This window comes from Acidobacteriota bacterium, from assembly GCA_016700075.1.
In the GTDB taxonomy this organism is placed as follows: Bacteria; Acidobacteriota; Blastocatellia; order Pyrinomonadales; family Pyrinomonadaceae; genus OLB17.
Map to the genome: position 1 here is coordinate 870,684 of CP065000.1, position 25,313 is coordinate 895,996.

The 25,313-nt window shown below is 54.8% G+C and carries 27 protein-coding genes, 1 tRNA gene and 1 pseudogene; 13 read left to right on the plus strand and 16 right to left on the minus strand.

The features are described from left to right. Nucleotides 1-84: 84 nt before the first annotated feature. Together crtI and IPM50_04005 are read right to left on the minus strand one after the other, a co-directional pair. The gene (gene crtI / locus IPM50_04000; GenBank protein ID QQS33754.1) at nt 85-1,587 is read right to left on the minus strand and encodes a phytoene desaturase; all 1,503 of its coding nucleotides are present in this window, start codon (nt 1,585-1,587) and stop codon (nt 85-87) included. A 93-nt stretch (nt 1,588-1,680) separates the two neighbouring features. Then, the gene (locus tag IPM50_04005) at nt 1,681-2,583 is read right to left on the minus strand and encodes a phytoene/squalene synthase family protein (protein QQS33755.1); all 903 of its coding nucleotides are present in this window, start codon (nt 2,581-2,583) and stop codon (nt 1,681-1,683) included. Nucleotides 2,584-2,670: 87 nt separating this feature from the next. Between IPM50_04005 and IPM50_04010 the strand changes: the two genes are divergently transcribed. From IPM50_04010 to IPM50_04050, 9 genes and pseudogenes are all read left to right on the plus strand, one after another. Further along, nucleotides 2,671-3,198 carry an NUDIX hydrolase gene (locus IPM50_04010; protein QQS33756.1) on the plus strand — a complete coding sequence of 176 codons (528 nt, stop codon included), beginning with the start codon at nt 2,671-2,673 and terminating at the stop codon, nt 3,196-3,198. 95 nt (nt 3,199-3,293) lie between these two features. After that, the gene (gene rplM, locus IPM50_04015) at nt 3,294-3,728 is read left to right on the plus strand and encodes a 50S ribosomal protein L13 (protein ID QQS33757.1); all 435 of its coding nucleotides are present in this window, start codon (nt 3,294-3,296) and stop codon (nt 3,726-3,728) included. A 66-nt stretch (nt 3,729-3,794) separates the two neighbouring features. Then, nucleotides 3,795-4,187 (plus strand): 30S ribosomal protein S9, encoded by a 393-nt coding sequence (rpsI, locus tag IPM50_04020; GenBank protein ID QQS33758.1) that lies wholly within the window; start codon nt 3,795-3,797, stop codon nt 4,185-4,187. A 130-nt stretch (nt 4,188-4,317) separates the two neighbouring features. After that, nucleotides 4,318-5,298 carry a 30S ribosomal protein S2 gene (gene rpsB, locus IPM50_04025; protein QQS33759.1) on the plus strand — a complete coding sequence of 327 codons (981 nt, stop codon included), beginning with the start codon at nt 4,318-4,320 and terminating at the stop codon, nt 5,296-5,298. Nucleotides 5,299-5,389: 91 nt separating this feature from the next. Next, entirely contained in the window at nt 5,390-6,052 is a 663-nt protein-coding gene (tsf, locus tag IPM50_04030) for a translation elongation factor Ts (GenBank protein QQS33760.1), read from the plus strand. 36 nt (nt 6,053-6,088) lie between these two features. Further along, nucleotides 6,089-6,467, plus strand: a pseudogene (locus IPM50_04035) (four helix bundle protein). Continuing rightward, on the plus strand, nt 6,464-7,210 hold the full coding sequence (locus tag IPM50_04040) for a UMP kinase (GenBank protein ID QQS33761.1): 747 nt from the start codon (nt 6,464-6,466) through the stop codon (nt 7,208-7,210). The pseudogene IPM50_04035 and the gene IPM50_04040 overlap by 4 nt, the downstream one beginning before the upstream one ends. 1 nt (nt 7,211) lies before the next feature. Beyond that, a complete protein-coding gene (frr, locus tag IPM50_04045; protein QQS33762.1) occupies nt 7,212-7,772 on the plus strand; it encodes a ribosome recycling factor in 561 nt (186 codons plus the stop codon). Nucleotides 7,773-7,884: 112 nt separating this feature from the next. Beyond that, on the plus strand, nt 7,885-10,524 hold the full coding sequence (locus IPM50_04050; protein QQS33763.1) for a hypothetical protein: 2,640 nt from the start codon (nt 7,885-7,887) through the stop codon (nt 10,522-10,524). Between the two features lie 8 nt (nt 10,525-10,532). On the opposite strand, the gene IPM50_04055 is transcribed toward IPM50_04050, so the two are convergent. The 6 genes from IPM50_04055 to IPM50_04080 all read right to left on the minus strand — a co-directional run bounded on the left by IPM50_04055 (nt 10,533) and on the right by IPM50_04080 (nt 14,850). Further along, complete coding sequence (locus IPM50_04055; protein ID QQS33764.1) at nt 10,533-10,934, minus strand: hypothetical protein; 402 nt, start codon at nt 10,932-10,934, stop codon at nt 10,533-10,535. A gap of 27 nt (nt 10,935-10,961) precedes the next feature. Then, on the minus strand, nt 10,962-13,358 hold the full coding sequence (locus tag IPM50_04060; GenBank protein ID QQS33765.1) for a UvrD-helicase domain-containing protein: 2,397 nt from the start codon (nt 13,356-13,358) through the stop codon (nt 10,962-10,964). 3 nt (nt 13,359-13,361) lie between these two features. Then, the gene (locus IPM50_04065; GenBank protein ID QQS33766.1) at nt 13,362-13,919 is read right to left on the minus strand and encodes a hydrolase; all 558 of its coding nucleotides are present in this window, start codon (nt 13,917-13,919) and stop codon (nt 13,362-13,364) included. A 1-nt stretch (nt 13,920) separates the two neighbouring features. Then, nucleotides 13,921-14,085, minus strand: coding sequence for a hypothetical protein (locus IPM50_04070; protein ID QQS33767.1), 165 nt, complete (start codon nt 14,083-14,085; stop codon nt 13,921-13,923). A 155-nt stretch (nt 14,086-14,240) separates the two neighbouring features. After that, complete coding sequence (locus IPM50_04075) at nt 14,241-14,684, minus strand: acyl-CoA thioesterase (GenBank protein ID QQS33768.1); 444 nt, start codon at nt 14,682-14,684, stop codon at nt 14,241-14,243. A 92-nt stretch (nt 14,685-14,776) separates the two neighbouring features. Continuing rightward, a tRNA-Gln gene (locus IPM50_04080) sits at nt 14,777-14,850 on the minus strand. A gap of 124 nt (nt 14,851-14,974) precedes the next feature. Here IPM50_04080 and smpB point away from each other — a divergent pair. The 4 genes from smpB (at nt 14,975) to sucC (ending at nt 18,854) form a co-directional block, all read left to right on the plus strand. Next, entirely contained in the window at nt 14,975-15,433 is a 459-nt protein-coding gene (gene smpB, locus IPM50_04085; GenBank protein ID QQS33769.1) for an SsrA-binding protein SmpB, read from the plus strand. A 57-nt stretch (nt 15,434-15,490) separates the two neighbouring features. Beyond that, entirely contained in the window at nt 15,491-16,990 is a 1,500-nt protein-coding gene (locus IPM50_04090; protein ID QQS33770.1) for a leucyl aminopeptidase, read from the plus strand. Between the two features lie 17 nt (nt 16,991-17,007). After that, nucleotides 17,008-17,592 carry a hypothetical protein gene (locus tag IPM50_04095; protein QQS33771.1) on the plus strand — a complete coding sequence of 195 codons (585 nt, stop codon included), beginning with the start codon at nt 17,008-17,010 and terminating at the stop codon, nt 17,590-17,592. A gap of 101 nt (nt 17,593-17,693) precedes the next feature. Beyond that, entirely contained in the window at nt 17,694-18,854 is a 1,161-nt protein-coding gene (gene sucC / locus IPM50_04100; protein QQS33772.1) for an ADP-forming succinate--CoA ligase subunit beta, read from the plus strand. A 221-nt stretch (nt 18,855-19,075) separates the two neighbouring features. Here the strand turns inward: sucC and IPM50_04105 are convergent, their stop codons facing one another. The 8 genes from IPM50_04105 to IPM50_04140 all read right to left on the minus strand — a co-directional run bounded on the left by IPM50_04105 (nt 19,076) and on the right by IPM50_04140 (nt 25,308). Then, nucleotides 19,076-20,227 (minus strand): hypothetical protein, encoded by a 1,152-nt coding sequence (locus tag IPM50_04105; GenBank protein ID QQS33773.1) that lies wholly within the window; start codon nt 20,225-20,227, stop codon nt 19,076-19,078. A 272-nt stretch (nt 20,228-20,499) separates the two neighbouring features. Then, a complete protein-coding gene (gene bstA, locus IPM50_04110; protein QQS33774.1) occupies nt 20,500-21,021 on the minus strand; it encodes a bacillithiol transferase BstA in 522 nt (173 codons plus the stop codon). A gap of 6 nt (nt 21,022-21,027) precedes the next feature. Then, a complete protein-coding gene (gene dnaB / locus IPM50_04115; protein ID QQS34453.1) occupies nt 21,028-22,380 on the minus strand; it encodes a replicative DNA helicase in 1,353 nt (450 codons plus the stop codon). A gap of 205 nt (nt 22,381-22,585) precedes the next feature. Continuing rightward, on the minus strand, nt 22,586-23,209 hold the full coding sequence (locus tag IPM50_04120; protein QQS33775.1) for a 50S ribosomal protein L9: 624 nt from the start codon (nt 23,207-23,209) through the stop codon (nt 22,586-22,588). A 56-nt stretch (nt 23,210-23,265) separates the two neighbouring features. Continuing rightward, the gene (locus IPM50_04125; GenBank protein QQS33776.1) at nt 23,266-23,547 is read right to left on the minus strand and encodes a 30S ribosomal protein S18; all 282 of its coding nucleotides are present in this window, start codon (nt 23,545-23,547) and stop codon (nt 23,266-23,268) included. A 27-nt stretch (nt 23,548-23,574) separates the two neighbouring features. Further along, nucleotides 23,575-23,982 carry a 30S ribosomal protein S6 gene (rpsF, locus tag IPM50_04130; protein ID QQS33777.1) on the minus strand — a complete coding sequence of 136 codons (408 nt, stop codon included), beginning with the start codon at nt 23,980-23,982 and terminating at the stop codon, nt 23,575-23,577. Nucleotides 23,983-24,042: 60 nt separating this feature from the next. After that, nucleotides 24,043-24,630 (minus strand): aminoacyl-tRNA hydrolase, encoded by a 588-nt coding sequence (locus IPM50_04135; GenBank protein QQS33778.1) that lies wholly within the window; start codon nt 24,628-24,630, stop codon nt 24,043-24,045. Between the two features lie 18 nt (nt 24,631-24,648). Next, the gene (locus tag IPM50_04140; protein QQS33779.1) at nt 24,649-25,308 is read right to left on the minus strand and encodes a 50S ribosomal protein L25; all 660 of its coding nucleotides are present in this window, start codon (nt 25,306-25,308) and stop codon (nt 24,649-24,651) included. Nucleotides 25,309-25,313 lie beyond the last annotated feature (5 nt).

Consider the following 25,313-nt stretch of genomic DNA (forward strand, 5'->3'; position numbering starts at 1 on the left):
AACCTACAAGCACATTTTTGGGGGACACCAAGATATCTTTTCTATTTTCACCTTTTCACTTTTTCACTTTTGTTTTCTCTGTGGCTATAACTCTTCCAGTGGGCCGGGTGATTTGATGTTATGAACGCGCTTGTAAGCCAATTCGGCTGAGATCAGGCATATCTGCGTGCCGATGCCGGGATTTGTGCCGGCCCCGACGTAGTAGAGGCCTTTAACTTTTTTAGAAAAATTCTTCGGCCGGAATATCGCCGTCTGCATTAGCGTGTGGGCAAGTCCCAATGCCGAACCGCGAAACGCGTTGTAATCTGCCGCGAAATTTTCGACCGTGTAAATGCGTTTGTATTCGATCTTCTGCCGCAGGCCTTCGAGGCCCATTTCCTCTTCCATCAGAGCCAAAACCCTGTCGGCGTAACGTTCTTTTTCGTCCTCGCGAATCTCCAGACCGCTTGCGATCGGCACAAGGACAAATAAATTCTCCTTGCCTTCCGGTGCGACCGAAGGATCGGTCACGCTCGGCGCGCATACATACAGCGAAGGCTCATCAGGCAAACGCGGATCGTCGTAGATCTCAGCGAAATTCCGCCGCCAATCCTCGCTGAACAACAGGTTGTGGTGTATCAGCGACGGCATCTTTTCGCTGACGCCGAGATACATTATGAAGGCCGACGGCGCCATCACGCGTTTTTTCCAATAACTCTCTTTGAACGTGCGATTTCCGCTTTCGAGCAGCCGCGCTTCCGTATGCTCCATATCGGCGTTCGAAATGACGATGTCGGCTTCGATGACCTCGCCGCCTTCCAACTCGACGCCCGCTGCCTTGCCGTTCTTGACGACGATGCGTTTCACGGGGGACGACGTCCTCAGTTTCGCTCCGTTCTTTTCCGCGACGTTGGCGAGTGCTTTTATCAGCTCGTAAAAACCGCCCTGCGGATAAAAAACGCCCTGATTAAAATCCATGTGCGACATCAGGTTGTACAGCGCCGGTGCCTCATACGGCGATGTGCCCAGGAACACCATCGTGTATTCCATCACCTGCTGCAGCTTTTTCGTCTTGAAGAATCGCGAGACGAAATTGTGCATCTTCGAAAAAACGGACAGCTTCTGCCCTTCGGTCGCGACGCGTTTGTTCAGGAAATCCCAGATGCGGTCGTAGTTCTTGAACATAAAATGTTCTGTCGCCACGCCGTATTGATATTCGCTCTGTGCGAGATATTTGCGGAGGTTGTCGCCGGCTCCCGGCTCGATCGCATCGAAAGCCGCCGCATCGCGTTCGATGTCGCTGTGTATGTCTAGCCGCTCGGCATCGCGCCTGAAAAAGATGCGGTAAGACGGAGAGAGCTTCACTAGGTCTAGGTGGTCTTTGACGCGTTCGCCCATCAGCCGAAAGAAATGCTCGAAAATGTCAGGTGCCAAGTACCACGATGGCCCCATGTCGAATTTGAAACCGTTGCTTTGGAAAATATTCGCTCGCCCGCCGAGGTTAGCATTCTTTTCAACGAGAGTGACGTCGTAGCCTTTGCGAGCAAAAAGTCCGGCGGTACCAAGACCGCCGATGCCGCCGCCGATTATCAATACACGTTTGTTCATTCCAGTTGCGACTATCCACTAAAAACTTGTCACCATTCACTGCAGAAAACAATTTCATTCAGTGAATACCGACAAGTTTCAAGCGGCAAGTTCTTATTCATAAACGCCGATGAGGGCTTTTGCCGATAGCCACAGCTTTCGACGGAAGTTCGTCCTGACGCGGCCGCGATAGATATTGTAGTTCACACGCTCGATCTCGTTCAGGATAGCCTTGTAAAGAACATACGCGATGCGCACTGCCATTCGTCCCCGCCAATGCAGCATCGGTATGCCCGGCAGAGCTTCGCGATATATCTGACGGTTTCGCTCGATCTGAAAATTCATGAATTCGACGAACCGCTCATCGAAATTCTGCGTCGCGATGTCGCGTTCGGTCAGCCCGAACCGCCGCATTTCATCACGCGGCATGTAGATGCGGCCGAGCTCGTCATAGTCCTGTTTGATGTCGCGGAGGAAGTTCGTAAGTTGGAACGCGTAGCCGAGCTTGATCGCATAGGGAAAGGCTTCGTCCGAGCTGTAGCCGACGATCTTCGTTACCATAATGCCGATCACGCCTGCCGAGCCGTACATGTATTCCTCGAGGTGCTCGTAGTTGTCATAGGCGAAAACCTCCTCATCCATAAACATCGACTTCAGGAAAGCCTCGCCGTCCTCGACGGTGATGTTGTGACGCCGGAACGTATCGACTATGGCGTGCAAAACGGCGTCGTCGCTGCCGCCGTCAGCCATCGCGGCGAGCCAGCGTTCCCGCCATTCGTTCAGCTTTGCCAGCGTCTCTTCTTTATCACCTTTGTTCGGGTCGTCAACGATCTCGTCGGGAATGCGTGCAAAGGCATAGACGGCGTAGATCGAATTCCGCAGTTCCCGCGGGAAGAACTGCGTCGCGAAGTAGTAGCTCGTCCCGTAATGCTCCGTTATGGCCTTGCATTCGAGATAGCCCTCGGCGAGGAATTCGTCGGCTTTCGCAGCCGTAAGGTTCTTGTCATCGAGCAACATGCTTCTTTTGCACCAAGTGCGTTATACAGGGTTTCGCACGCCGACCTGTTTTGGATTCTGTTACTGCTATGGCTATCATCTTGCCTTATGCCCGAGACAATCGCAACAAAAAAGATCTATGACGGCCGCATTTTTGATGTCCGCATCGACACCATCCGCGAAGGCGACGCGAAATACGACCGCGAGATAATTTCCCACCGCGGCAGCGCCGTGATCGTACCGCTTTTTGACGACGGCACCGTCGCGATGGTCAGACAATACAGGCATGCGGCGAAAGAGACGCTGCTGGAATTACCCGCGGGCTCGCTCGACGAAGGCGAGGCGCCCATCGAAGGTGCCGCCCGAGAACTGGAAGAAGAGATCGGATATACAGCAGAAAAGCTTGAGAAGATCGCGGAATTCTACGTCTCGCCGGGCTTTCTCGATGAAAAGATGTTCGTCTTTTTCGCCGCCGGCCTCACGCAGACCGAGCAGCGGTTGGAGATCGACGAGATCATCGAGGTCGAACGAATTCCGCTCGCCGACGCCATTGAATTGGTTAACCGCGGAGAGATCCACGACGCCAAAACGATGCTCGGCCTGCTCTTTGCCGCAAGAACCGTCGCTCAGCGATGATAAACTTCCTCGTTTTCGCGGCTTGACGATTTATTTTCGTTTCGATATCCTGTCAGTTCGCATTTTTGCGGAGAAAGGCAACAGTGTGTGCAGATATGAGTACTTATTTTCCAAGCGGAAAGGGATTGGCAGAAGATAGAAAGTGGTTTGTCGTTGACGCGAAAGGCAAAACGGTAGGCCGTTTGGCGACCGAGGTCGCACGCATTTTGTCGGGCAAGAACAACCCTGCGTGGACACCGTTCATGGACATGGGCGATCATTGTGTCGTCATAAATGCACGTCACGCCGTTTTCACCGGTTCGAAAACTGATCAAAAGCTTTACCGCCACCACACATTGTATCCGGGCGGCTTGAAAGAAAAGTCCGTCAAGGAAATGCTCGAGCAGAAACCTGAGCGGATCATCGAACTTGCGATCAAAGGCATGTTGCCGAAAACTAAGCTCGGCAAGGCGATGGCAAAGAAATTGAAGGTTTACGCGGATGCCGAACACAGGCACACCGCCCAGAAACCGGAGGCGATCGAAGTTTAGCTGCAGTAGCAGCCGCAGTCCGCAGTTGAAAACTGCCGCTGCCGCTGCCGCTGCCAACTGTAAGATATGGCAGACATTCAGTATTACGGAACAGGCCGCAGAAAGACCTCGACAGCGAGGGTTTACCTTCGTCCGGGCAGCGGCTCGATCACGGTGAACAAGCGTGATTTCAACTCGTATTTTCCTAATGAGGCGTTGCAGATGATCATTCGTCAGCCGCTCGCTCTTACGGAAACGACGGAAAAGTTCGACATTCTCGTGAATGTTGACGGCGGCGGCTCTGCCGGACAGGCGGGTGCGGTTCGTCACGGCATCACGCGTGCGTTGCTCGAATTCAATTCGGACCTGCGTCCTGAGTTGAAGAAAGCGGGCCTCATCACACGCGACCCGAGAAAGAAGGAACGCAAGAAATACGGACAGAAAGGTGCCCGTAAGCGCTTCCAGTTCTCGAAACGCTAATTAGTGTTCAGAGTTACGCCTTTAGGCGTGATTACGCGTAAACGCGTAACTCTAAACAAAAACCATTGGCGAAATGCTTGGTTGACACGTTCACCTTTTCGCCGAGTACATAAACCAAGGAGATAAAGTTTTGGCAACAGTAACGATGAAAGAACTCCTCGAAGCGGGAGTTCATTTTGGACACCAGGTACGCCGTTGGAACCCGAAGATGAAGGAATACATCTTTGGCGAACGCAACGGCATTTATATTATTGACCTTCAGAAAACGCAGAAGCTTTTCCGCGATTCGCTGAATTTCGTCACGGAATCGTTCTCGCAAAAGCCGAATCAGAAAGTGCTTTTCGTCGGGACAAAGCGTCAGGCTCAGGACGCCATCAAAGAAGAGGCGGAACGCTGCGGACAGTTTTATGTCAACAACCGCTGGCTCGGCGGCCTGCTGACGAACTACGAAACGGTCAAGAAATCCATCAATCGCCTGAAAGAGATAGAAGCGATGCGTGAGGACGGCCGTGCCGAGATGCTCACGAAAAAAGAGCGTCTGCAGCTCGACCGCGAACACGAAAAGCTGATGAAGAACCTTGCGGGTATCAAGGACATGAACGGCCATCCGGACATGCTCTTTATCATCGACGTTCGTAAAGAAGACATTGCGGTCAAAGAGGCTAACAAGCTAAATATCCCGATCGTGGCCGTCGTTGACACAAATTGCTCGCCGGAAGGTATCGACCATGTCATCCCGGGCAACGACGACGCATTACGTGCGATCCGACTGTTCGCTTCGCGCATCGCGGATGCGATCCTTGAAGGCAAGCAGATCGGAACGGAAGGCGGCGTTGCTGTGGCTGAAACCGCAGAGACCGAAGACGAAAGTGCGGATACGGCTGAGATCGGTTCGCTGACAGCTATTCCGAAAGAATTCCTTTCTGAGGATGAGGTCGCCGAGATCGAATCCGAAGATATTCCTGACGAAGAGCCGGAATTGGAAGAGTCGGTGGAGGAAACTGCTTCCGAAGTTGCAGCAGAAGATGCTCCCGCCGGCGAAACGGTCGAAGAACCTGCGGCAGAGCCTGTTGCGGACACAGAGGAATCGAGCGAAGCAAAGGCGAGCTAGCCTGAACATCAAGAGTATGGCGTAGCTCATTTCCCCGCGGGAGACGAGCTACGCTTTTTTCATAAATAGATTTTATTACCGGAGAAATATTATGGCGGAAATTACAGCAAGTGCAGTTAAGTCTTTGCGTGAAAAGACAGGTGCAGGAATGATCGATTGCAAGAATGCTCTCGTCGAGGCAAACGGCGACGAGGCGGCAGCCGTCGAGATCCTGCGTAAAAAAGGTATCGCTACGGCGGATAAAAAGGCCGGCCGTGTAACGGCAGAAGGCGCAGTCGGTTCGTACATTCACATGGGCGGAAAGGTCGGCGTTCTGGTCGAGATCAACTGCGAGAGCGACTTTGTCGCTCGCGGCGAAGAATTTCAACAGTTGGTAAAGGACGTTGCCATGCACATTGCAGCGGCGAGCCCTCTTTACACGAATCGTTCGGAAGTCCCTTCGGACATCCTGGACAAAGAGCGGGAGATCCTGATGGAGCAGCTCAAGAACGATCCGAAAAACGCGAACAAGCCCGAAGACGTACTCGCAAAGATCATCGACGGGCGTCTGAACAAGTACTATGAAGAAAATGTTCTTGTCGATCAGCCTTTCGTGAAAGACCCGGCAAAAACCGTCGGCGAACTCGTCACCGAAAAGGTCGCTTCGATCAAGGAAAACATCACGATCCGACGCTTTACCCGCTACAAAATGGGCGAAGGCATCGAGAAAAAGCAGGACGATTTCGCGGCAGAGGTCGCTTCGATGGTCGGGTAGCAGTGGTCAGTGGTCGGTGACCGGTGGTCAGAGGAGATGTCTGTTCAAAACTATCGCCAATTGATCGCCTGGCAAAAGGACAATGGAATTGGTCGGATCGGTTTATGACCTAACGGAAGATTTCCCTTCGGAAGAACGTTTTGGCCTCACGATTCAGATCAGAAGGGCGGCAGTTTCGGTCGCCTCGAATATTGCGGAAGGGCAGGGCCGGAATTCAACACGCGTGTTCATTAACCACCTATCCATTTCGTACGGTTCGCTGATGGAAACTGAGACACAGACGCTTGTAGCAGAAATGCGAAACTACTCGACCCGCGAGAAACAAGATCGCGTTATGGATAAGGCCGCCGAAGTTGATAGACTCATAAACGGAATATCAAATTCGCTTGGAAGAAAAACTAGATCGGACAGATGACGCTGACCACCGACCACCGACCACCGACCACTCCGGTTTTTCGCCGGATTCTTCTCAAGCTATCCGGCGAGGCTCTGATGGGCTCGCAAAACTACGGCATTGATGTCGCTGTTGCGGCATCGGTTGCGGAGGAGTTAAAGACAGTTCACGAATTCGGCTGTGAGATCGCGATCGTCGTCGGTGGCGGCAATATCTTTCGCGGCGTTTCGGAATCTGCGGGCAACATGGACCGTGCGGCAGCCGATTATATCGGCATGCTTGCCACGGTCATGAACGCCGTCGTTCTGCAGGACGCTTTGGAAAAAGCGGATGTCTATACCCGCGTTATGTCGGCCATCGACATTCCGCAGCTTGCCGAACCGTTCATCAGGCGTCGGGCGATACGCCATTTGGAAAAGAAGCGGGTCGTGATATTTGCCGCCGGGACGGGAAATCCGTATTTCACTACCGATTCTGCGGCATCGCTTCGGGCACTTGAGATCCGAGCCGATGTCATTCTTAAGGCAACTAAGGTCGACGGCATATTTTCCGCCGATCCGAAGAAAGACCCGACGGCGACCAAATTTGACAAGATCACGTTTCAGGAAGTGCTCGAAAAGCGGCTGAATGTGATGGACGCTTCAGCCATCTCGCTTTGCCGCGACAACGACCTTCCGATCATGGTCTTTAACATGCTCGAGAACGGCAATATAATAAAGGCTTTGAGCGGAGACACGAGCATCGGTACTCTCGTCACTAATTGATATGAGCGCAGAAGATGTAGTTAAAGAAACAGGGCCGAAAATGGAATCGGTCATTGAGGATTTTAAGCGGAAGCTCGCCAACGTCCGCACCGGACGCGCGACGGTCGGCCTTCTGGATTCGGTCGTGGTCGATTATTACGGCACGCCCACGCCGTTGAATCAGATGGCGTCGGTCGCCGTACCGGAGCCGCAGCTGATGACGGTGCAGCCGTGGGACATTTCCCAGCTCGGCGCCGTCGAAAAAGCGATCATTGGCGCAAATCTCGGCCTCAACCCGTCAAATGACGGCAAGCTTATTCGCTTGCCCGTTCCGCCGCTGAACGAGGAGCGCCGCAAGCAGCTTGCAAAGCAGATCCACGAATTTGCCGAAGAGCATCGTATCGCCCTTCGAAACATTCGCCACCAATCCAACGACCTGCTGAAAAAGCTGCTCAAGGACAAGGCAATTTCCGAGGACGAAGAGCGTGGCGGGCTTGATGATGTTCAGAAACTTACCAACACATTCGTCTCAAAGATCGATGAACTTGCGAAGAACAAGGAATCCGAGGTCATGAGCGTCTGATCTTCGCTGAATCAGGAATTTGTCCCGGAAAGTACTGAGCTTTCCGGGATTTTTTTGCTCTTGAGGCCGAGTGCGGTATATTTGTTGTCGGTACTGCTCACCTCCAACCTATATGAATCGAACAAGGACCCTTCTCATCTCGGCGTTTTTGGTACTCGGGCTTCTTTCTAACGCACTTCCGTGCGGTCCGGGATATGTGTCGCCGATATTCGATACGAACAAATCGCCGGAACGCCCTTTTTCTAATTACGCCTCCGGACAGCTGGGCATTATCAAGCCGAGTTTCAGGCGTTCCGTCCTTTTCGCGGCCTACAGGCATATCAACGGCGGCGGGCTGAACGGGGCAGAGCAGACCGCGTTGGTGGACGTTTGGAGGGCAGAGTTTGAGAATCGAGATTTTGCCGATCTGAGCATTGACGACGCTGTCCGAGCGTGGATCGCGAGGCGTGCGGAGGTGGTTCCTAAAGAACAGCCAGTTCCGGAGATCTATGCGGAGCGGCGTTGGGGCGGCTACGAATTCTTTCCTAATTGCACGAAGAATGCGTTCGAAACAGCTCTTGAGACACTAAATTCCCGCGTTTCGTCCAACGGCAGCAGCGACCCGAACGTACAGAACTGGATACGTGCCCAAGACGCCGTGTTTCTGAATTGTTCCGAGGGCAAAACTCCGCCTGAAGAAGCTCCCGCAGGTGCGCCTGAGTGGCTGCAGAAAGACCGTGCGTATCAATTGGCCGCGGCAGATTTTTATTCGATGGATTTTCGATCCGCACGGAGCCGTTTTGCGGCAATTGCTGAGGATACGGCGTCGCCGTGGGCCGAGACCGCGGATTACCTGGTGGGCCGCACTCTGATCCGGCAGGCCAGCCTTTCACGGTCAAGAGATGCCACGGAGCGGCTTTATGAAGAGGCCGAAACGCATCTGCAGAGTATAGCTTCACGCGGCGGAAAGTTCGGTTTCCCGGCCGAGAAACTCATCTCGCTCATACGTTACCGAACACAGCCGAAAGAACGCGTACAAGAACTGGCAAGCAGGCTCGCGGGGGCGGGCGGCGGCGACAGCTTCCGTCAGGATGTGATCGATTATATCTGGCTTGTGGACCGGTTCACGAGCGAGTCGCTGGAGGCCGAAGAAGCCCGCAAGAAAAAAGAAAGCGGCGAAAAGCCAGAGCCGTCGCCCGCCTCTACACCTGAAACGACTCCGACACCGAAAGAGGGTGAGATACAGATATTCTTCAGCAATGAGGATTTCACTAAGAGCTGGACGATCTTCGTCCGTGCCGATGCTTCCGACGCCGAGGCACTTGCCGAGGCCGAGCGTGTAGCCGGCGAACCACTGACAGAAGATATGCGCAAACGCGTGATCGAGGGCCGAAAGGAAGGTTATTCCGGCCGCATCCGTGATACGAACAGCGGCGGCTACGAAGGCCGCTATTGGGGCGACGAGGCCTTGACGCCAGGTCTCGTGCCGGAGATTCTTCGCCGCAGCGAAATGACGGATTGGATCCTGAACTATCAGATGAAAAGCCCCGAATCCTACCAATATGCGGTGGCACGTTTTCGCGAAACGGGCGGCGAGCACTGGCTGGCGTCCGCCATTTCCAAAGCCGAACGGACTTCGCCGGATCTCAAGCGGGTGCTTGAAGCGGCAGAAAACGCGAACCGCACTTCCGCGGCCTACACGACCATTGCCTATCATGCGGCAAGGCTTTATCTTGACCTCGGCCGCGAAGCGGACGCAAAACGACTGATCGACGGCATGCTGGCGTCCGGCGACCTGTTGAATGCTTCGGCGAGGAACTCGTTCCTCGAACTCAAACTGAGAACGACCGATACGATGGACGATTTTCTTCGTTATTCGGTCCGAACTGCGTTCAATTTTGATTTCAGCGGCACGACCGGGACCATCGAGGACATCATCGCAGAACAAAAGTCCTTTTTCGATCCGGAATACGACAAAGAAGGCCGAGAGGAATACGAAGCAAACATCGAACGGCAGTACGGCAAGTATCGTTTGTTCGAGAACCGTCAACTCTTGGACGATGCGACCATCGAATCCCTGAATCACCATTTCCCGACCGCGTTGATGCTGGAAGCGATAGGTTCGCAGTATTTGCCGTCACCGGTTCGTGAACGCTTCGCGATCGCGTCGTGGACGCGTGCCTGGCTGCTGAATGACGCCGCCTCGATGCGGCGGGCACAGCCGGAGCTGGTACGATATCGTCCCGATATGAAAGCTGCGCTCGACGAGATCGCCGCCATACAGTCACCTGCGGCACGCGAGAACGCCCTGCTCTATTTCGTCATCAAGAACCCGATCTTGACGCCTTTCATCGAATCCGGCATCGGCAGGCTCGATAATGAATCCGGAGCGTGGGACGCTAACGACTGGTGGTGCGAGCCGTATGAGGGTGAGGAAAGTGACGAGAACAGCGAATTTGCGCCGCCAAAGCCGCCTGGCTTTTTGAAGCCGGCGCAAACCACGGCGGCAAAGAACGAACGCAAGCGCTTGAAAGATATCGGCGATGCACCGAAGTTCCTCGCTCAGCGGGTCATCGCATGGCAGCGGCGTTCACCGGCCGACAAACAGCTACCTGAGGCTCTGTATTTGATGATCCAGTCCAACGATTGGAACAAGTGGGGCTGCGGCGGAAACTACGAACTGCGGAATCAGATGATCGCGATATTGAAACGCAGCTATCCCAATACAGAATGGGCCGCCAAGATAATAAAAGAAGAAACCGATAGACAGTAAGGCAGGCGTTATTTCGCCTGCTCACTCTTGGTCTTTAGCAGTTCCTGCTTGAAATCGCGGCAGAGCTTTGCCATCTCTTCCTTGCTCTTCGTGTTTTGCTTGACCGCGTCGCGAATGCCGTCTTTTATTCGGTTAAAGACGAGATTTTTCGCCGCTTTTGCGACGAAATTGTCATCGGGGTTATTCGCCTCGGCAGTGATCATGTCGAGGACTTCGTCGCATTCGGGAATGCCGATCTTCGACTCGCCGGTTACTGTATCGACCGCCTTGTCCGTGACGGTCTTGTTGCCGGACGAGGCACCGCCGCCCGAACCGTTCGAACCGCCCGAGAACGGATTCATCCAACTGCAGCCCAAGGCGGCGAAAGCCACAAATGACAATGCTAAGATCGCTGTGTAGTTATTTTTCATTATTTTTCTAAACGAACCATTGTGCGGTCAGGTTCTGTCCAATTGCAGATTCGCAAATTTCTCGACCAGCTTCTTCTGCCCGAATCCCGGAAAACTGACCGTCAATTTTGCCGTATCGCCGCTTCCCTCACGCCGCAACACGAGCCCGCGGCCGTATTTCGCGTGAACGACGTATTTTCCGGGCTCGATGCCGTTCGAACGCGGTTTCGGCTCCGGTGACGCTGCGGCACGAAGCCTGTCCATCGGCGTGGATGCCGGAGTAGATGGCTTAGGCGGTTCCGGCGATGCCGCTCCGCTCTGCCGCATCTTGAAAAATTCGGCTACGGCATCGGCACTGTTATAAGTCTTTCCGGTATAGACATTTCGCGGTTTCGGGGGTTCTGCTTCACCGCGAAGTGCCGATACTGCGGCTTTCGCCGCTGCTGTGGTCCCGCTGCGAGCGTACGACAGCCACGACGCGCTGTCAGAGAGATCCTCGATCAGTTCCAACGGCAATTCGTTGAGGAACTGCGAAGGCTCCGCAGCAAATTCGTCGCCATAGGTCCGCCGCCGCATCGCATGCGTCAGGAAAAGCATCTTTTCCGCACGCGTGATGGCCACGTAGGCAAGCCGGCGTTCTTCCTCAAGCTCTTTTTGATCGTGTATCGAACGCGAATGCGGAAAAATGCCGTCCTCAAGGCCCGCGAGAAAGACAACCGGAAATTCGAGGCCTTTCGCGGCGTGAACGGTCATCAGCGTTACTTTCGCGTCGCGGTCGTATTTGTCCGTATCCGAAGCAAGTGCCGCGTGATCAATAAAATCTCGTAGGCCATTCTCGTCCTGTTTGTCGTAGTCGGCGGCGGCGTTAGCGAGTTCTTCCAGGTTCTCGAGCCTCGCGATGGATTCTTCAGTATCCTCGGCTCTCAGGGCATTGCCGTACCCCGTTTCCTCGATCGCGGCGATCACGATCTCGGTAACATGCCGTTCGGACGAACGAGGTTCGTTCACTTTGGCGATCAGGCGGTCCATCGTTTCCTTGAAGCCGCGCAACGCCTCGCGTGCTCGTGTTGTTAGGTTCGTCTGTGCAGGAACCTCGCGGTCCGTCACCGCGATCAAAGTCGTCCACAGCGAACCGCCGCTCCATGCTGCGTATCTCTGCAGTTCTTCGAGGCTCGTCTTGCCGATGCCGCGGGGCGGCGTGTTGATGATGCGAAGTATCGCTATGTTGTCGAAAGGATTCATCGCGGCTTTAAGATACGCGATGATGTCCTTTACCTCGACGCGCTCGTAGAAAGAAAAGCCGCCTACGATGTTGTAATCGATACGCTGCCGACGCAGGGCTTCCTCAAAAAGCCGCGACTGAGCGTTCGTTCGATACAGCACGGCAAACTTCAGTTTGTCGTCGCGTGCCATCATCTTATCGATCTGCGATGCGACAAATCTCGCTTCCCCGTCGCCGTCATACGCCTGATAATAGAACAGCCTCTCGCCGCCGTCGTTCGCCGTCCAGAGCTTCTTTTTCTTCTGGTTTACGTTGTTGCTGATGATCGCGTCCGCCGCGTCGAGGATCGTTTGCGTCGACCGGTAATTCTGTTCAAGCAGAATGGTTTTCGCGTCCTTGAAATGCTTCTCGAATTCGAGAATGTTCCGAATATCCGCCTGCCGAAAACCGTATATGCTCTGTGCGTCATCGCCGACCACGCATACGTTCTTCTGCTTTTCCGTGAGCAGGTCTATCAGCGCGAACTGCAATGCGTTCGTATCCTGATACTCATCGACGAGGATGTATTTGAAGCGGTCGTTATACTTTTCGCGGACGTCGCTGCAGCGTTTCAGCAGCCGCACCGCGACGATCAGAAGGTCGTCGAAATCGAGTGCGTTCCCAAGTTTCAGACGCTTCTCGTAAAGCTCATAAACGGCCGCGATCTGCTGCCGTTTCGAATCGTAAGTGTCGATACGGGCCAGATAGGTCTGCGGGTCGTGGCCGCGGTTCTTTGCCGAGCTGATGGCGTTGCGGACGTTGCGAGGATTGAGCTGTTTTTCGTCAAAACCGAGGTCCTTGACGCACGCCCTTACGACCTTCAGCGAATCGTCGGTGTCGTAGATCGTGAACGACTTTGTATAGTCTTCGTCGAGCGATTCGATGTCCTGCCGCAGCAGCCGGACGCAAAGGCTGTGAAACGTCGCGATCAGCGGTGCGGATCGCAAACGCTGGCCCTGCAGGAGCTTTTCGACACGCTCTCGCATCTCGCCCGCCGCCTTGTTAGTGAATGTAACGGCGAGGATATTGTGCGGTGCAACCCCTTTTTCTGCAATAAGATACGCGATGCGGACCGTTATAACGCGCGTCTTGCCCGAGCCCGCTCCCGCAAGAACAAGCAGCGGCCCTTCGGTCGTTGTTACGGCCTCTTTCTGAGGCGGATTAAGTGAAGAAAGCAGATCCATTTACTACTTGATCAGGGCCTGTATCGCCTTGAATTGCTCGTGACGGGCATCGCGCATCAGTTCAAAAAAAGCCATCTCGATCGACGACGGCACGGCGCCGCTTCGCCGCATCTTCTCAAGGCCGATAAGGCGGTTATACTCGAACCGCGACGACACGCAGTCGCTCAAAATATGTACCTGAAAGCCGTGATCGAGCAGGTCGTGGACGGTCTGATTCACGCAGACGTGCGTTTCGATGCCGCATACGGCGACCTGTTCTACGCCGAGCTCACGCAGTTTTTCGACGAATTGCGAAGCACCGCACGAACTGAACGCCGTTTTCTCATAAACCTCGAAATTTTCCGGCAGCACACGACGAATTTCCTCAGCCGTATGCCCGAGGCCTTTCGGGTATTGTTCGGTCACGAGAACCGGCAGTCCAAGTATCTGAAAGCCCTGCACCGCGACCGACGCACGGACGGCAATGGTGTCGAAATCAGGGATCGCGTTGCGAAAACTTTCTTGAATATCAATGACGGCAAGAGCCGCTTTTTTCGGGTCTAACAGATCGGAATGAGGCATTTCAGGCTTTCGTCTCCTCAGCCTTTTTCTGTTCGCGTTCTGCCTTTTCCCGCATTTCTTTCTTATAGGTTTTGAAGAAGAAATAGACCGAAACCGCGCATATGACCAAGATCAGGATCATCATCGCGACAATAAAATAAATTTCGGCAAGTCCGGCACCGGGCATGGCTCTAGTCTAAAGGCTGACGCCCTAACTCTCAAATGAACCTGTCTTGAAGCAAGATCTCGGGTTTCTGTTTTTGCCTTTTCGGTTTTCGGTATTGGATTTGGAATTTCGAATTTGAAATTTCGGGCCCGACCACTGACCACCGGCCACTGTTCCTAGCTTGGCGCTTTATCCGGCGGGAATGACCTCTCTTCGCTGAGCAGCAGGCGGTCACGATAAAATTCGGGCAGCGATTTCACTTTCTTGTTTCGGTCGGTCACGACGTGCATGGTCTCGCCTTCGGCGACCAGCGTGTCGTCGGCAGACCTGTAAACCTCATAAAAGAAACGCAGGCTGCGGCTTCTCACTTCAGCGACCCGTGTCCGTATGGTCAGTACGTCCTCATAATAAGCCGGCGATTTGAAGCGGCAATACGTCTCGGCGACGACCATCAGCGAATCGCCGTCCGTTTCCATTTCTTTGTAAGAAAAACCGCGCGCCCTACAGAGGTCGCTGCGGGCGGCTTCAAACCAAATTACGTAGTTGGAATGATGGACTATGCCCATTTGGTCGGTTTCGGCGTACCGGACGCGTATTTCGGTCTCGTGCCAGCCGTCCATAGGCAGTTTAGAGTTACGCCTTTAGGCGTGAATGTTCAGAGTTACGGCTTCAGCCGTGAACCGCCTAAAGGCAACACTCTGAACGAAAAAATTGGCTGGGAGACAGGGATTCGAACCCCGATAGGCAGATCCAGAGACTGCAGTCCTACCATTAGACGATCTCCCAGCGCTATTAATAATTTACGTTTCCGCCGCTTGGGTTGTCAACATACGCAGTCCGCCCGACAGGTGATTCCCGCCGCGTAAATGCTAGAATCTATTCAAGCTAGGCATTTCCCTGCGCGCACTCTATGTCTGCAGAAAAAGACATCGTTACCAATAGGCTCGCCTTTCACGAGTACCACATCCTCGACAAATTCGAGGCCGGTGCAGCGTTGGTCGGCAGTGAGGTAAAGAGCATAATGGCGGGCCGAATACAGCTAAAGGAGTCTTACGTTGCGATCAAGGACGGCGAGGTCTGGCTGCTCGGTGCGAACGTTTCACAGTATTCCCACGGAAATATCAACAATCATGATCCTCTGCGTCCGAGGAAACTGCTGCTGCACCGCCGCGAGATCGAAAAACTGCAGAAAGAAACAATGCAGAAAGGCATGACGCTCGTAGTGACACGTATCTATTGGAAGAACGGCCGGATCAAATTTGAGATCGGCGTGGCAAAGGGCAAGAAGCTTTACGACAAACGCGAAACTGAAATGAAACGCACCATCGCGAAAGAGACGCAGGCCGAGTTGAAACAAAGGCTTCGTTGAGTTTAAGATAAAGGGTCGTTTACGTTTAACTAAAATCATTATTTTTACGAGGTGTTGATGAAAATTACGGGTATCTCGAGCGGGTTTTCCGAAGCAAATGCGGAAGCACTGGTTGCGGCTGTTTACAAGGATGAAAAGGCTTCGTCAGCCGATCTGAAGGCATTGGACAAATTGACGGGCGGGCTGATCGCCGACCTTTTCGCGAACGAAGATTTCAAAGGCGAATCGGGCGACACTGCTCTGATCCGATTTACGCCCAAAAGTGGTGGGAAGGCGAGCCGACTGCTGCTGGTCGGCGTTGGCGAAAAAAAGGACTATAAGGTGCCTGCCGTAGCCACACTCTCAGGTACCGCGACGCGGTTTCTGCGTAAACGCGGCATCAAGAGCTTTGCTCTCGACGCCAGGATCAGCGGTGATGCAGTTGCCGTTGCTCAGTACGCTGCTCAGGGCATGATCACGAGCCAGTTCGAGCTCGACAAATATAAGACCAAAGACCGCTCGACGAACCAGGTAACTGCCGGCGTTATCTATATCTCCGGAGCAAAACCTGCTGATCTGAAGAACGGCATCAACCGCGGCCGCATCATCGGCGATTCGATGAACTTCACCCGCGATCTGGCCAATGAACCGCCCAATATCCTTCACCCGACCGAAATGGCGAAACGGGCTCAGGCGATGGCCAAAGAGGCAGGCCTGAAGTGCGAGGTTCTGACAGAAGCTCAGATGGAAAAAATGGGCATGGGCTCGATCCTAAGCGTTACAAAAGGCACTACGCAGCCCGCAAAGATGATCGTCCTGCGCTACACGCCCGCCAAGAGCACGGCAAAGAACAACGAGATGCTCGCACTCGTAGGAAAGGCGGTCACGTTCGATACCGGCGGTATTTCGCTCAAGCCCGGACCGGGCATGGAAGCGATGAAATACGACATGTCCGGCGGCGCCACCGTAATGGGTACCATGCGGGCGATCGGACTGCTCAAGCCGTCAGTGCCGGTCATAGGCGTTATCGGAGCGGTCGAGAACATGCCCGACGGCGGAGCTTCGCGTCCGGCTGACGTTGTTACCGCTATGAACGGCAAAACCATTGAGATACTGAACACGGATGCTGAAGGCCGTCTCGTACTTGCGGATGCGGTCGCCTACGCTGAAAAACAGGGCGCCACGCGTATCGTCGATATGGCAACGCTCACGGGTGCGGTCATCATCGCTCTCGGCGGATACAACACGGGCGTAATGGGCAACGATCAGGGCCTGATGGACGAGATCATTGCCTGCGGAAAGCAAACGGGCGAAGGCTTTTGGCAGCTTCCCGTCGGCCCCGAGTACAGCAAGGACATCAAGTCCGACATCGCTGATATCAAGAATATCGGCCCTGCCGGCAAGGCCGGCACCATTATGGGTGCTGTTTTTATTCAGGAGTTCATCGACAAGGCCAAGTGGGCCCACCTCGACATTGCCGGCACTGCATGGAACGACGGCGTCAGGGCACATCAGGCAAAGGGCCCGACCGGCGTTGCCATACGCTCGCTGCTCGAGCTAGTCGAAAGATCGCAATAAAACACGAGGTAAAAACTATGTTCCCCCTTCTAACTAGTTTATTTTTTGGCAAGGACGCAAAGGCGAGCGGAGTTTTCGCTATCGCCATCGTCGCACTGATCGCGTTGGGCTGTACGTGCGGCAAGAATTTTGACCTTGGCAATCTCGCGAGCGAATCGAATACTTCAAGATCGGCCGACACGCCGTCAGACGCGAAAAAGTCCGAATCGGCCGATGACAGTGTGCCGTCAAACGACGTCGTTGAGGGCCTTGTGAAAGACACGATCTCGGACTTCGCCGATGCCGTCAACAGCGGTGATTTCTCCGAATTGCATGACAGTGCGTCGCAGGATTTCCAGAGTTCGTACACTGTCGATGAGATGAGGACAGCATTCAAGTCCTACACCGACAAGAAGTCGGTCGTCGTCCCGATCCTCAAAAAGGTCGCGAAGACAGATGCGAAATTCACGACCGAACCTTCGATCCGCAAGGAGAAAGGCCTGAGCATCCTGATGGCCGAGGGCGAGTTCCCGACCAAACCGTACAAGGTGCGTTACGATTACGAATACGTGATGCGCGACGGCGAATGGAAACTGCTGAAGCTGGTCATTAATATCCCATAGCGATCTGATAGAACCGCCTGCGAAAGCGGGCGGTTCTGTCGTGACCGCCATTTAACGTCTTTTTCAACATACCGCCCGCCTGGGCTGGCGGTTCTGACCTTATGAAGATCCACGAATATCAAGGTAAAGCCATCTTGAAAGAATATGGCGTTCCCGTTCCACGCGGCATTGTTGCAACCACGCCTGAACAGGCTGAGGCTGCAGCGATCGAATTAGGCACCGACGTCTGTGTAGTCAAAGCTCAGATCCACGCCGGCGGCCGCGGTAAAGGCGGCGGCGTCAAGCTCGCTAAATCGCCTGCTGAGGCAAAACAGCTTGCATCCGAGATACTCGGAATGCAGCTCGTCACGCATCAGACCGGCCCCGAAGGCCAAGAGGTCAAAACGCTCCTTATCGAAGAAGGCCTGCCGATCGATCGTGAATTCTACCTCGGTATCACGCTCGACCGCGTCACGGGCCGCAACGTCTTTATGGCGTCGTCCGCTGGCGGCATGGACATTGAAAAGGTCGCTGAGGAAACTCCTGAGCTTATCTTGAAAGAGACGATCGACCCGTCAGTCGGCCTGCGTGGCTTTCAGGCTCGCAAGCTCGCATTCGGCCTCGGCATTCCGGCTGAACTGATCGGCCAGGCGTCGAAGTTCATGCTCTCGCTCTACGACTCATACGAGAAAATTGACGCATCCTTGGTCGAGATCAATCCGTTCCTGCTCACCAAAGACAACCGCCTGATCGCTCTCGACGCTAAGGTCACGTTTGATGACAACGCGATGTTTCGCCACAAAGATTTCGCCGAACTCCGCGACCTGGCCGAGGAAGAACCGCTCGAGATCGAGGCTTCAAAATACGACCTCAATTACATCAAGCTCGACGGCAACATCGGCTGCATGGTCAATGGTGCCGGACTCGCGATGGCAACGATGGACATCATCAAACTCGCGGGCGGCGAACCGGCGAACTTCCTCGATGTCGGCGGCGGTGCCTCGCAGGAACGCGTCGAACAGGCGTTCAAGATCCTGCTCGCCGACACCAACGTCAAAGCCGTGCTGATCAACATCTTCGGTGGCATCGTCCGCTGCGACATGGTCGCCTCAGGCGTCGTCGCCGCAGCCAAGAACCTCGGCGTCTCGATCCCGATCGTCGCCCGCCTCGAAGGCACAAACGTCGAAGCAGGCCGCGAAATACTAGCAAACTCCGGCATCGGCATCATCCCCGCAACCGGAATGAACGACGCCGCCCAAAAAGTAGTCGCCGCCGCTGCGTAACCGCCGGAACGCGGGCGACCCTGCCCGCATCGTTGAATTGCCACTAGCTTCAGCTAGTGGAACTCCGGCAACAATGATCCACGGGCTTTAGCCCAACATTCGGCTAAAGCCGCAATTTCTTTAACAACCGCGATCCACGCTCTAAAGAGCGTGGCAATTCAATGCGACCTGACCGCGCGCTGAATTGCCTGCGGTTCGGTGAGATCAGTATGGGGATGGCCTTAGCGGCTCGAGGGCTGTTTCGTTCGGATCATAGGGGCTTGTTGCGGGTCGAGGCGGACGGCTCGGCGGAGTGAACCGTTGAACCTTGCGCTGCCGACGATCTGGCCGGTTGCGTTGATGGCCCGGACGTCGGTGATCTCCCAACCTGCACTTGCCGGATCGAGCAATGCGTTGAGGTCTTGGATCCCGGCGGCGGCTGTCCAGATGACCGGTTTCGACCAGAGGCTGACCGATGCGTTGAACAGCGACGCTTTGCCGATGGCGACGCCCGCGTCGTTGATGTCGTAGAGCCAACTTTGATTCGAGCCCTGAAGCTGTCCGACCAGCGTCAACTGCGGCGAACCCGGCACGCGAACGTCCCAGACGGCACCGCTGCCGGCGTAAAACCCAACGGTCTGACCCGGCGACGAGACAAACCCGACGGCGTAGCCCGCATTGTTAATGCCCTCGCCGCGATTCAATGGACCGCCGTTTCGTGGCAGCTCTTCGATCTGTCCGTTGCGGAAAAGCAGCGGAGTTGACTGGGTCGCAGGACCGGCTGCTCCGACGACATCGCCGAGTTCATTTATGCCCCAGCCGCTCGTGGACTGGCCGTTATAACTACCGAACCGCTGCAACTGAATCTCGCCGGTCGGCAGTTGAAACGCCGAGTACGCCTCGGTCGCTGGGGTAAATGCCGGATACGACCCAGGCGGTGCGAGCCCGCTGATTGTGCCGGTAAATCTACCGTCGTCGTTCATTCCTTGAACGCGCGAGGTGGCGTAGAAAAAGTTTGGTGAAAACCAGGATTGATCGGGTACGATGAAATAGTTTCCGCCGCGAAAGACCCAACCCCAACTCTGGCCGGTGAACGTTCCAACGACATTTCCAAAACGGTCGATGCCCGTCGCGTAACGGTTGCCGTCAACCGGCAGATTGGTGACCACGCCGTTCTGCCACACCGCGGGCAGGCCGGATTGGTGAGAGATGTCGTACGAAAGCACAACATTTCCCAACGAATTGATCGCCACACCGCTCGACGAAGTGCTACCCGATACAGCGGAACCCACGTCCACTACTAAAAAGCGAGTCTGCGCCTGCAACGCGAGCGGCAAGCAAAAAAGAATGAAGAACAAGGCCCCAAAGGTCAGCTTGAGCACGAATCGTTTCATCATTCGCCTCCTTTCAAATTAGGATTGAGGGGTCCAGTTGCGGATTCTATCGCGAATTATCGAGAAATGCAATAGTTTTCGGAACGGCTGTAACATGGAAGATCGATCCGCGTTTACGGTGTGGCGGCGGATGTAATAGAATGAAGTAGCCCGATAGCGGGCTTTTTTTGCGGAATGAAACACAGGCCGGCAGCCTGCGGCCCGACAGCATTGCCCCGCTCTTGAAGCGGGGTTTTTGTTTCGGTAAGGAATTCGGGCTCTAGCCCGAAAGATCACCAGCCCATTCTCTCTCGAAGTGCAGTGATGTGTGCAGTGTGATGCTGCGAATGCCACGCGTAGAGAGCGAGAGCCGCCTCGAGTTTCCAGACGCCGGTCTCGGGATGAAGGAATTCGCGGTGAAAGTCGGCGTCCGTCATTGAGCGGAGCAATGCCGCCCAGCGAGCGTGAATTCCCTCGATCATTTTCAGCGAGACATCAACGGGCAGCCTGCTGTCCGCGAGTTCGGCCCAAAGATCTTCGTGATACGGCTTTATGGTCGGTGAATCTTCCGTCAAGGCCAATTTGAAGCGGCTGTAGGCGTTCGCGTGGCTGTCGGCAATGTGGTGAACCGTCTGGCGTACCGTCCAGCCGCCGTCTCGATAGGGCGTATCGAGCTGAGCGTCTTCCAGTCCTGAAACAGCCTCAGACAGTCTTGCCGGCAACCGGTCTATGACCGCGATACGGCCGTTGCGGGCTTCGACGGAGTGATCGAAACCATGTTCAAATTCGCCGATAGGAAAACGCAGATCGTCCATTTCGCACTAGCCTCTGTATAAGTCCTCGAACCTGGTGAAATCCTTTAGGAATGCCATCTTGATGTCGCCCGTCGGGCCGTTGCGTTGTTTGGCGATGATCAACTCCGCCTGGCCCTGATTCTCTTCGGAATGGTTGTAATAATCATCGCGATAGATGAACGCGACGATGTCGGCGTCCTGCTCGATACTGCCTGAGTCGCGAAGGTCCGACATGACCGGACGCGGCGGATTGCGGGCTTCGGGGGCACGTGACAACTGCGACAACGCAACGACCGGAACGTCCAATTCTTTAGCGAGTGCCTTTAATTCACGCGAGATCTGCGAAACTTCCTGCTGCCGCGATTCGACCCGCCTGTTCGATCCCATCAACTGCAGATAGTCCACTACAACCAGATCTAGCGCCTTTTGCTCGGCCGCAAGGCGTCGGCATTTCGCCCGCATTTCCAAAACGGAAATTCCCGGCGAATCGTCGATATGAATATTAGCCCGCGAAAGGCTGCCGACCGCGATACCGAGCCGTTCTATTTCAGCCGTCATCAGCCTTCCGGTGCGAAAACGCTGTGCGTTTATGCGAGCCTCGCTTGCAAGCATACGTGTGACGAGCGATTCGCGGGACATTTCAAGCGAGAAAATAGCAACGACCGCACCCGTTCGCAGCGCCGCATTTTGTGCGACGTTCAAACAAAAGGCCGTTTTTCCCATCGACGGGCGGCCCGCAACGATTATCAGATCGCTCCTCTGCAGCCCCGATGTCATGTCGTCAAGGTCACGAAAGCCCGTCGAAAGGCCTGTGAGGGCGTTCGGATCGCCTGCGGAGCGTTCCTTGATATTCTCAAAGACCTTTTTGATGGTCGTTTCTATATCAACAAAGCTTTGATTCGTGCGGCCCTCGGCAATGTTGAAGATCGCCTGCTCGGCACGGTCCAATATGATGTCCGTTTCGTGATCCTGCTCTAATGCTTCGCTGGTGATGCTGTTGCAGGCACGGATCAGGCTGCGAAGGACCGATTTTTCCCGGACCACACGGACATATTCGTCGATATTAGTCGCGTGCGGCACGCCGAGCGTCAGATTTGATATTGCCGATATGCCGCCGATGGTATCGAGCATTCCCTCTTTGCGGAGTTCTTCGCCGATCAGGATCGGGTCGATGGCACGCCCATGCTCGAAAAGCGAGATCATCGCCGAAAAGACCTGTCGATTCAGCGGCTGATAGAAATCATCCGCCTGCAGCTTTTCCAGCGCCTGCGAAAGTAGAGCGTTGTCGAGCAGGATCGCCCCCAAAATGACGCGTTCGCTGTCCTCGCTCGACGGCAAAGGCCTTTCCAGGTACTGATCGTTGAGGTTGCTGTTGAGCATTCTGGCCATAGAAGTGCTAGCCCAAAATGGCGGGGCAAGGCGCCGAAACGGGTCGGGAGATCGCCGTTTTAGAGAGTAAAAAAGACCGCAAATGTGAACTTGCAGTCTCTTATATTACGCGCGTGCTGAGCGGTATTTCAAAGCCGGTTCTCGGATTGTCCGTAAGGCTTTTCTTTGCCTATATTTGGCGCGAAAAAACGGAGAATTAGCCCTCGGCTTCCTCTTCTGCAGGAGCGTCAGCAGCCGCTTCTTCGGTCGCGGGTGCCTCTTCAGCGGGCGTTTCCTCAGCAGCCGGAGCTGCCGCATCAACGGCCTCGGCTTTAGCTTCCTTTTCAGCTTTCCTGGCCTTTTTCTCTTCCTTTTCGGGCATTTCGCCGCCTTCGCCGGTAACAGTTACAGGAATGGTCAGCGAAACTTCGCGGTGCAGTTTGACCGTGACGGTATATTCGCCCGTTTCCTTGATCGCGTCGCGAAGGTTAACACGCTTACGGTCGATCTCGTAGCCTTTGGCCTTAAGAGCGTCAGCAATGTCCATCGAGGTGACCGAGCCGAACAGAGTGCCGTGTTCGCCCGCTTTGCGCTCGAAGGTAAGCGTGATGTTTTCCATCTGCTCGCGCTGAGCGTCGGCAGTAGCTTTTTCGACCGCCGCTTTCTTGAGCAGGGCCGCACGCTCCTGTTCGATCTGCTTTACGTTTCCTTTGGTCGCAAGCGTCGCCAGCCCTTTCGGCAGCAGATAATTGCGTGCATAGCCCGCCTTGACCTTAACGATCTCGCCGCGTCCGCCGACGTGGTCCAGATCTTCTCTCAAAAGTATCGTTGTAGTTGCCATGATATCCTCATTTTCCGGCGCTGAGGCCGGACGAAAGCCGCACGATGCGGCGAAAATTAGTCTGCTACGAACGGCAGCAGCGCCATCGAACGCGCACGCTTGATGGCCTTTGCCAGACGACGCTGATCGCGGGCCGTTATGCCCGATATGCGGCGCGGCATGATCTTTCCGCGTTCAGGAATGAACTGCTTCAGCAGGTCAACATCCTTCCAATCAATGTAATCCGGCACGGCAAGCCGCGGACGGCGGCGTTGATATCGCCTAGGGCGATCGCCGATGACCTCTTCGTCCAAGCCAAGGTCTTTGTCGTTCAATATATCCAATTCTTTTTCTGCCATTATCTTTCTCCTATACGCGATCGGCCGTTAGGCTTCCGCTGTAGCCTCCGGTGCCGCATTTTCTTCAGCGGTAGGACGGAACGACGCTCGTTTTGCCGAACGTGTCTCGCGCTTTGTACGGCGTTTGTCAGCGGTCTTTCGCTCTTCGTCAACGCGGACGGTGATGTACCGCATGATCATGTCGTTGACGCGCATTCGACGTTCGAGCTCAGCGATCTCCTGCCCCGAACCCGTGATCTCGAACAGCACGTAGTGGCCTTCGGTTTTCTTCTGGATCGGATAAGCAAGATTTCGGATACCCATGTCTTCCATGTTGACGACCTCTCCGCCCTCTTTCTTGATTAATTTGCCGACCGCATCATTCAGCTTGCCTATCTTTTCGGCAGGCGTTTCCGGATCGACGATGTACATTACTTCGTATGTTCTGGTTGCCATTTATTTCACTATCTCCTTCTGGATGAACAACTTCGCCTCTATCGTGCGAAGTAAGGAACTCTATTCACTCTCTGTTGACGCGGGCGATGTGTTCCATTTCGCCATCGCCGCATCCAAACCTTTCAATATCACGTCCTCGACCGCGTCGGCGGCACTTTCGAGCAGTTCACCAAGCAGTTTTTCTTCCCGGCTTGAAAATTTCTCAAGCACGAACCGCGACGCGTCGGCGACCGGATGATCCGGCCCGATGCCGATGCGGAGCCGTTTGAACTCCTGCGTTCCGAGGTTGTCAATTATCGACCTAAGGCCGTTCTGCCCGCCGTGCGAGCCCTTGCCGCGAAGCCTCAGTGTCCCGTACGGAATGGCGAGGTCATCGGATATCACGATCAAGTTGTCAACCGACCTGTTCTCACCGGCTACGAGGCATTTGACCGCCTCACCGCTGAGATTCATAAAGGTCTGCGGCTTTGCAAGCTCGACGACCGATTCGCCGATCCTGCCGCGGCCTGACAGCGATCTGCATTCAGATCGCTTGACCGGCACATTCATTCTCTCGGCAAGCAGGTCGATGACCATGAAACCGAGATTGTGCCTCGTCCGGGAATACCGGTCGCCCGGATTTCCCAAGCCGACTACAAGCCAATGCACGCGGACGTCAGCGGCGAACTATTCGCCGCCCTCCGTTTCCTCACCTGCAGGAGCCGGCTCTTCCCCGGCAACCTCAGGCTGTGCTCCCTCTTCGACCTGCGGTTCGAGCTCGGGTTCTTTGACCATCGTGACCGCCGCTACGAGCGTGTCGCCCGGAGCGTGTATCTCGATGCCGTCGTCGACCTTAAGGTCAGAAACGTGCAGCGAATCGCCGACGGCGAGTTCCGAGACGTCAATGATGATCGCATCGGGAGCCTTTGCGGGCTCGCACAATATTTTGACCTCGCGGAGCTGCTGCTCGAGCAAACCGCCATCCATTTTCACGCCGACGGGCTCGCCTTCGAGGTGAATAGGCACGGTCATTTCGATCTTTTCGCCCTTGACGAGGCGTCGGAGATCGGCGTGCATCAGTCGCCCTTTCAGTGCATGTATCTGACGGTCCTGAAAGATGACGTCCGTTGTCTCTTCGCCTGCGATCTCAAGCGAGAATACCGTATTAGCACCCGAATCAGACCTCAAAACAGCCGCCAGATCAGCCAACTCCGCGGAGATGGAGACGCTGCCGCCTTTGCCGCCGTAAACGATCGCCGGGATCTTGCCTGCCGCACGCATGCGGCGAGCTTCGTTCTTTCCACGCGAATCGCGTTTTTCTGCCTTGATTACAAACTTTTCTGCCATAAAAA

Excerpts from the sequence above, each read along its gene's own strand:
- crtI (QQS33754.1), bottom strand. The coding sequence starts at position 1,587 with ATGAACAAACGTGTATTGATAATCGGCGGCGGCATCGGCGGTCTTGGT.
- rpsI (QQS33758.1), top strand. The coding sequence starts at position 3,795 with ATGGCAGACATTCAGTATTACGGAACAGGCCGCAGAAAGACCTCGACA.
- IPM50_04065 (QQS33766.1), bottom strand. The coding sequence starts at position 13,919 with ATGCCTCATTCCGATCTGTTAGACCCGAAAAAAGCGGCTCTTGCCGTC.
- IPM50_04075 (QQS33768.1), bottom strand. The coding sequence starts at position 14,684 with ATGGACGGCTGGCACGAGACCGAAATACGCGTCCGGTACGCCGAAACC.
- IPM50_04010 (QQS33756.1), top strand. The coding sequence starts at position 2,671 with ATGCCCGAGACAATCGCAACAAAAAAGATCTATGACGGCCGCATTTTT.
- tsf (QQS33760.1), top strand. The coding sequence starts at position 5,390 with ATGGCGGAAATTACAGCAAGTGCAGTTAAGTCTTTGCGTGAAAAGACA.
- IPM50_04125 (QQS33776.1), bottom strand. The coding sequence starts at position 23,547 with ATGGCAGAAAAAGAATTGGATATATTGAACGACAAAGACCTTGGCTTG.
- frr (QQS33762.1), top strand. The coding sequence starts at position 7,212 with ATGAGCGCAGAAGATGTAGTTAAAGAAACAGGGCCGAAAATGGAATCG.
- rplM (QQS33757.1), top strand. The coding sequence starts at position 3,294 with ATGAGTACTTATTTTCCAAGCGGAAAGGGATTGGCAGAAGATAGAAAG.
- IPM50_04055 (QQS33764.1), bottom strand. The coding sequence starts at position 10,934 with ATGAAAAATAACTACACAGCGATCTTAGCATTGTCATTTGTGGCTTTC.
- IPM50_04050 (QQS33763.1), top strand. The coding sequence starts at position 7,885 with ATGAATCGAACAAGGACCCTTCTCATCTCGGCGTTTTTGGTACTCGGG.
- IPM50_04040 (QQS33761.1), top strand. The coding sequence starts at position 6,464 with ATGACGCTGACCACCGACCACCGACCACCGACCACTCCGGTTTTTCGC.
- rpsF (QQS33777.1), bottom strand. The coding sequence starts at position 23,982 with ATGGCAACCAGAACATACGAAGTAATGTACATCGTCGATCCGGAAACG.
- IPM50_04005 (QQS33755.1), bottom strand. The coding sequence starts at position 2,583 with ATGTTGCTCGATGACAAGAACCTTACGGCTGCGAAAGCCGACGAATTC.
- IPM50_04090 (QQS33770.1), top strand. The coding sequence starts at position 15,491 with ATGAAAATTACGGGTATCTCGAGCGGGTTTTCCGAAGCAAATGCGGAA.
- IPM50_04060 (QQS33765.1), bottom strand. The coding sequence starts at position 13,358 with ATGGATCTGCTTTCTTCACTTAATCCGCCTCAGAAAGAGGCCGTAACA.
- sucC (QQS33772.1), top strand. The coding sequence starts at position 17,694 with ATGAAGATCCACGAATATCAAGGTAAAGCCATCTTGAAAGAATATGGC.
- IPM50_04140 (QQS33779.1), bottom strand. The coding sequence starts at position 25,308 with ATGGCAGAAAAGTTTGTAATCAAGGCAGAAAAACGCGATTCGCGTGGA.
- bstA (QQS33774.1), bottom strand. The coding sequence starts at position 21,021 with ATGGACGATCTGCGTTTTCCTATCGGCGAATTTGAACATGGTTTCGAT.
- smpB (QQS33769.1), top strand. The coding sequence starts at position 14,975 with ATGTCTGCAGAAAAAGACATCGTTACCAATAGGCTCGCCTTTCACGAG.
- IPM50_04120 (QQS33775.1), bottom strand. The coding sequence starts at position 23,209 with ATGGCAACTACAACGATACTTTTGAGAGAAGATCTGGACCACGTCGGC.
- IPM50_04105 (QQS33773.1), bottom strand. The coding sequence starts at position 20,227 with ATGAAACGATTCGTGCTCAAGCTGACCTTTGGGGCCTTGTTCTTCATT.
- dnaB (QQS34453.1), bottom strand. The coding sequence starts at position 22,380 with ATGCTCAACAGCAACCTCAACGATCAGTACCTGGAAAGGCCTTTGCCG.
- IPM50_04095 (QQS33771.1), top strand. The coding sequence starts at position 17,008 with ATGTTCCCCCTTCTAACTAGTTTATTTTTTGGCAAGGACGCAAAGGCG.
- IPM50_04070 (QQS33767.1), bottom strand. The coding sequence starts at position 14,085 with ATGCCCGGTGCCGGACTTGCCGAAATTTATTTTATTGTCGCGATGATG.